Annotated in this window: 4 protein-coding genes; 1 reads left to right on the forward strand and 3 read right to left on the reverse strand. The window is 66.1% G+C overall.

All coding sequences use genetic code 11. From position 1 onward, the window contains the following. Positions 1 to 148 precede the first annotated feature (148 nt). Positions 149 to 934 carry an ArsR/SmtB family transcription factor gene (locus DKL51_RS03440; RefSeq protein ID WP_260428361.1) on the forward strand — a complete coding sequence of 262 codons (786 nt, stop codon included), beginning with the start codon at positions 149 to 151 and terminating at the stop codon, positions 932 to 934. A gap of 1,059 nt (positions 935 to 1,993) precedes the next feature. On the opposite strand, the gene DKL51_RS03445 is transcribed toward DKL51_RS03440, so the two are convergent. From DKL51_RS03445 to DKL51_RS03455, 3 genes are all read right to left on the reverse strand, one after another. Further along, positions 1,994 to 2,383 (reverse strand): hypothetical protein, encoded by a 390-nt coding sequence (locus DKL51_RS03445; RefSeq protein ID WP_123809754.1) that lies wholly within the window; start codon positions 2,381 to 2,383, stop codon positions 1,994 to 1,996. Positions 2,384 to 3,049: 666 nt separating this feature from the next. Then, positions 3,050 to 4,153, reverse strand: coding sequence for a phospho-N-acetylmuramoyl-pentapeptide-transferase (mraY, locus tag DKL51_RS03450; protein ID WP_109947387.1), 1,104 nt, complete (start codon positions 4,151 to 4,153; stop codon positions 3,050 to 3,052). Between the two features lie 28 nt (positions 4,154 to 4,181). After that, complete coding sequence (locus DKL51_RS03455) at positions 4,182 to 4,802, reverse strand: DinB family protein (protein WP_109947386.1); 621 nt, start codon at positions 4,800 to 4,802, stop codon at positions 4,182 to 4,184. Between the last annotated feature and the right edge of the window lie 626 nt (positions 4,803 to 5,428).

Genomic DNA, 5,428 nt, shown 5'->3' on the forward strand with positions numbered 1-5,428 from the left:
TACAACGCCACCGCGTCGGCCTTGAACTCCGCGGGGTAGTGCTTGTTCACCATCTGTCAGGGACTCCTGATCTCCCCGGACCATCACGATCCAAGGTTCAAGTGTCCAGGACCAGGGGGCAACTCCCCGCGACAGCCTCGATGGCTCCGTGCTGCTTGCGCTAACCAACGCCCGGCTTTGGACGCCTGACTTCCTCAACCCGCGCCCCTACTCGCCTCTGACCCGCATCGACGAGGAGTTGGCAGGTCTGGCCGACACTGACCCGGCCGTCGTCCGGCGAGACCTACAAGCGGTCCACGGCGCGCCACTGCCCGACCCGCTGCGTGGCCCCGCCCCACGGGTACTCACCCGGATCATCGACGCACTTACCGAGTACTGGCGGCGCTGTTTTGAACCGCATTGGCCACGGATGCGCGCACTGCTGGAAGGCGATGTCACCTTCCGCGGCCGGCAAATCGCCCAACATGGGCTCGCGGCGATGTTTTCCGAGCTGTCGAACACTGTCAGGCTCGTCGGCAGCGCAGTTGAAGTCCAACTGCGATCGGATCTCGACTATACGAGAACGACTACAGGCGGACTCACGCTCGTGCCGACACTGTGGACAACCAACGCCTCAACACCCATCTCAGCCGCTGAAGCCCCGATGATCCTCTACAGCGCGCGCGGAGTGGCCACCCTCTGGGAGCCACAGTCCCTGCCGGCCCCCGACGCCCTCAGCGGTCTCCTCGGCGCCACCCGGGCCGGCCTTCTCATCCAGCTGGGCACGCCCAGCTCCTCGACCGAACTGGCAGCCCGCCTCGGCGTCACCACCACAGCCGTTAACCAGCACCTCCGGGCGTTGCGCACAGGCGGACTACTCGTCAGCGCCAGACACGGCCGAGCCGTGCTCTATCGCCGCTCCGATCTCGGCGACCTGTTGGCCGGAGTGGGGTAAGGCCAGGCCCTCTCCCGGAAGCAGCTCTAACAGGCCGCGCTTTGGCTACGCCGCTCTCGTGCTCCTTGGCCGTCAGGCGCGACCGTGGCTGCAAATAGCGGGCGATGCGTTCTCCCAGCTCACGCCACATCTGATCGAGGCGGTTCGGATACCGCCACATGCGCTTTCACGTTTGCCCAGCTCAATGGCTGTCGGTGGACCGCCAGGGACTGGAACCCTGAACCCCTCCGGCGGGGTGTTGCTCGCCTCAGACCGGGCGGATCGCCGCGCTGACCTGGGCATGGCCTTGCGTTGCCTTACAGCGGTTGACAGCCCTTGCCGGCGTCAGTTGTGCCCGGCTTGTGCCGGATGATCTCGCCAGTCCATCGCTTGACCTCCAGGTTCCGATCTCGTCCTTGGCCCCCGCCGGGGGATGCGGTCAAGCTGTCGCCTGCTACCAGCTGGTACCGGCCAGCCTCGATGAGCCGGTGCCGGGCGACAGCGACCGGCAACCCTGCCCTACCGCGTCGAGGTTGCGGATCCACCAGCACGCCGCCTCAGAGAGGCGGGTTGGGCCATCGCCCAGGCGGTGAGGAACCAGTCTGGGGTAAAGATCGACTGAGGTTCTGGTGATGCACAGTGAGGGGCAGCGGTGAGCTTCAGCTTCGTGGCAGGCTGCTGTGGTGATCATTGGCTCGCGCGGGGTTGCGCGCATCACCGCGGCCGTGCTCGTCGCGATGCTGTGTGGTGCCTGCGGAACAGGTCAGCGAGATGCCGCAGCCGAGCCTCCGCAAGAGGCGACATCGGCCGCGTCGGCGGCACCGGTCCAGACGACGAGCTGCGAGTACTGACTGCGGACGAACACTCGATGCACTGAACCACCGTAGCGAAGGACCACAGGAGCCTCGGTTTGGAAGTGCCTAACCTCAGCTTGGGGCTCGGCTTGATCTACAGCGTAAGTAAGCCGTGCTCCGTGGTAAGGGAGCACGGCATCGTCAGGTCCAAATATCGAAGTGCCGTTGTAGGCCGCCGTTGACCGCTACGTCGGGCACGCATCGGGCATGCCGAGCGGGCCACTCATCATGACTCAGTCGCAAGGGGACGTCCTGCGTCAAGTGCAGCGCGGCCGGCATCCGTGACCATCGCATTGGCCAGCACTGGCTCACCCGACTTCTCTACAACGAAGCCTTGCTCAACTAGGTACGTTGTGACGTCAACGTGTTCACGGGACATGGGACGGATCGTCAGGGATTTGAGTGCGGGCAGTACTGCTACATAGCCGTCCTTTTCGTGGCCTTCCTCGACAAGCTTGCCCAATACCGACAAACCCAGTGCGCGTAGCTGGCCAGGAGGAAGCTGAGGAGAGTTCTTGACCATCGCGCGCAACTGCCTACCCTTCCGCAGCCCCATAAGCACCATGACCGCCAGGAAAGCGGCGAAAGCCACCACCCACACGAGCAGGTTTCCCACATCTACCTCCACTGATATTAATGGCACGAGGCAGGCCAGAATAAGCCCTACTTCGTGGGCACAACAGCACGCCCTTCAGCACTTACCTCCCCTGCCATCCCGTCTGCCGCCGACCCGCCTCCTAGGGAGCGGACCGTCGCCCGGCCCGCCACGTCAAGCGGACCTTGACGGCTCGTACGAGCGCTGGCGGGTCGGGCGGTGGTCTGCTCGGCTTGCCCGGGTCGGTGGCAGGCGGGATGGCCTATCGCAACCACCCACGGACCGTGACCCGCCGACGATCTTCGGTCATCCTGGAGCCGTTGCGCCCCCGCCGGAGGCGCCCTAACCGCAACCCCGCGACCGCCGCCAGCTCGCCGACGCGGCCGGCGCGCGCTCCCCTACGCCGCGCGAGTCCTAGCCGCGTGGCCCGGCCGGCTGCCGGCCCATCCCTCACCCGGTCAAGCTCCTGCCACGTGATGTCGTCGCGTGCGCTCCAGCCGCCGCCGGAGGTCGCCCCGTGATGAATGACGCCAGACCTCTTGCTGACTTCTTGCTGACACACCGACCGAGGGGTCTGGCCGCGACCGGCTTAGGCAATGCTGCTGCCAGACGCTGGCACCCCGGTGGGGAACCAGGCTGCCCGGCGGATCACCGTCGGTGGCACGACACAGGCTTGTCGCGTGGCTTTTATCCAACGACCGCCAAGAAATCCGAGTAGAACAGGCCCAGGCCGACCGCCACGCAGACGCCGGCCACGATCCAAAACCGGACCACAATATTGACCTCGCTCCATCCGGCCAGCTCGAAGTGGTGGTGCAACGGCACCATCCGGAAGACACGTCTACCGGTGGTCCGGAACGAGACGATCTGGATCACCCACGTCGTTGTGATGATGACGAAGAGCCCGCCGATCATGATCGAAAGCAGCGTGGTGCGGGTTGCCACCGCGAGCCCGCCGATCAGGGCGCCGAGCCCGAGCGAGCCCACGTCACCCATGAAGATCCGCGCCGGGGACGTGTTCCACCACAGGAAGCCCACGCAGGCGCCGGCCGCCGCCGCCGCGATCATGGCGATCTCCAGGGGATCCCGGACCTGGTAGCAGTAGTCGTTCACGCGGGCGTACGTGTCGTCGGCGCACCAGTGCCGGTACTGCCAGAAGCCGATCAGCGCGTACGCGCCGAGCACCAGGATCGACGCGCCGGTGGCCAGGCCGTCGAGGCCGTCGGTGAGGTTCACGCCGTTCGACATCGCCGTGATCACGAAGACGATGACCATGACCGCGCCGACCTTGCCGACGTTGAGCCAGCTGATGTCGCGGATGAGCGAGATGTGCTCGCTGGCCACGGTCTGGCCGTTGGTGCTCGGCACGTAGAGCGCGGCGATGCCGAACCCGCCGCCGACGATCGCCTGGCCGAGCAGCTTGCCTTTGGCGGACAGTCCGTCGGAGTTGCGCCGGAGCACCTTGAGGAAGTCGTCGAAGAAGCCGACCGCGCCGCAGAAGACGAACAGCCCGAGCAGCACCAGGGCCGTCATGGTCGGCCCCTCCTGCGCGATCTGCCGCTCGGGCAGGGTGGTCAGGGCGATATGCCCGGCGACGTAGGCGAAGACGGTCGCCACGATGAAGACGACGCCGCCCATCGTGGGCGTGCCCTTCTTGCCCTGGTTGCTGGCGAGCCCGATGGATCGGATCGGCTGGCCGGCCTTGAGCGCGGTGAAGACGCGAATCGCCACCGGCGTGCCGAACAGGGAGATGATGAACGCGACCGCGGCCGCGACGATGACCGCCCTCACGGGCGAACCTCCACGAGATCCGGATTTCTCACGGCGTCCCCACCGCGCAATGCGTGTCGGATAGGTCGGCATGATGCGAGCCGCCGGCCGCTTCCTGCGCAGCCCGCTCGATTTTCGCCCAGTACGCCTCCCGGGCCGCCGTGTCGATCTGCTCCTCGTACTCAGCCCTCACCCCGGTCCGGCCATCGAGCTGCTCACGCAGGATGTCGGCGTGTCCGGCATGCCGGGTGGTCTCCTGAAGGACGTGGACCATGATGTTGAACAGCTTGACGTCCGGCCGCGACCACCACGGCACGTGGCCAGGCGCGTCGATGGGAAGCTCTTCGATCGTCGCGTCCGCATGCCCCCAGGCACGCTGATAGAAGTCGATGATCTGCTCGCGGGTCTCGCCCGGGGTCACCCACAGGTCGCTGCCGTCCGCGTCCTGCCATCGCCCCAGCGGCCCCGGGAACGGGCGGCCGAAGACCTCACCGAAATACCAGGCCTCCAGGGTCGCCAAGTGCTTCACCAGGCCAAGGAGGTTGGTCCCCGTCGCTGTCAAAGGACGCCGGACGTCGTACTCGGACAGGCCCTCGAGCTTCCAGACCAGCGCCTGACGTATCGACCTGAGCTGGCCGTGCAGAGCGTCCTTAGCGAAATCATCGATCACGAGACACGATCTTGCCATTCCGACGGCAAGCGGAGCGGCCCTGGACCTCACAGCGCCGTGGTTCGTAACTCGCCGACCCGAATCCGACGACGATCTTGCAGCGCCAGGCCAGAGGCTGAGTGGTAACAGTTCGCTATGGTCGCGACCATGGTTGATGTCTTCGCGGCCAGCGGTGGCGGCAGTGTCGGCGGTTGGTTTGCGTCGGTTGGAGTTGGAATCAACCTTTTCTATGCAGTTGGCCTTGCGCTCCTGTACTGGGTGATCAGGCTGGCTGTCCGGCATGCAATCCGGGATGCCGGCGAGCGTCAGTCACGTACGAGGGCCTGACCTGTCACTTCCGCTCGTCGGTCGAATGGCGCACGCCTCTTGGCCGTACCTCCTGCCATCCCGGCTGCCGCCGACCCACACTCCGTGGAGCGGGCCAGGGCCAGGGCGACCAGGTGGAGCGCCCTACCGGACGTACGACCTGGTCACCCTGGCCCTGGTCTGCTCGGCTTGCCTGGGTCGGTGGCTGGCGGGATGGCAGGCTCCTCAACCACCCACCCACCGGAACCGTTCGACAATTCCATCCTGGAGTCGTCTGGCCCCCGCCGGAGGCACAGCTCTAACCCCGCCCTCTTTTTCAC

The sequence above is a fragment of the Micromonospora globispora genome, assembly GCF_003857015.1.
GTDB classification, from domain to species: Bacteria; Actinomycetota; Actinomycetes; order Mycobacteriales; family Micromonosporaceae; genus Micromonospora; species Micromonospora globispora.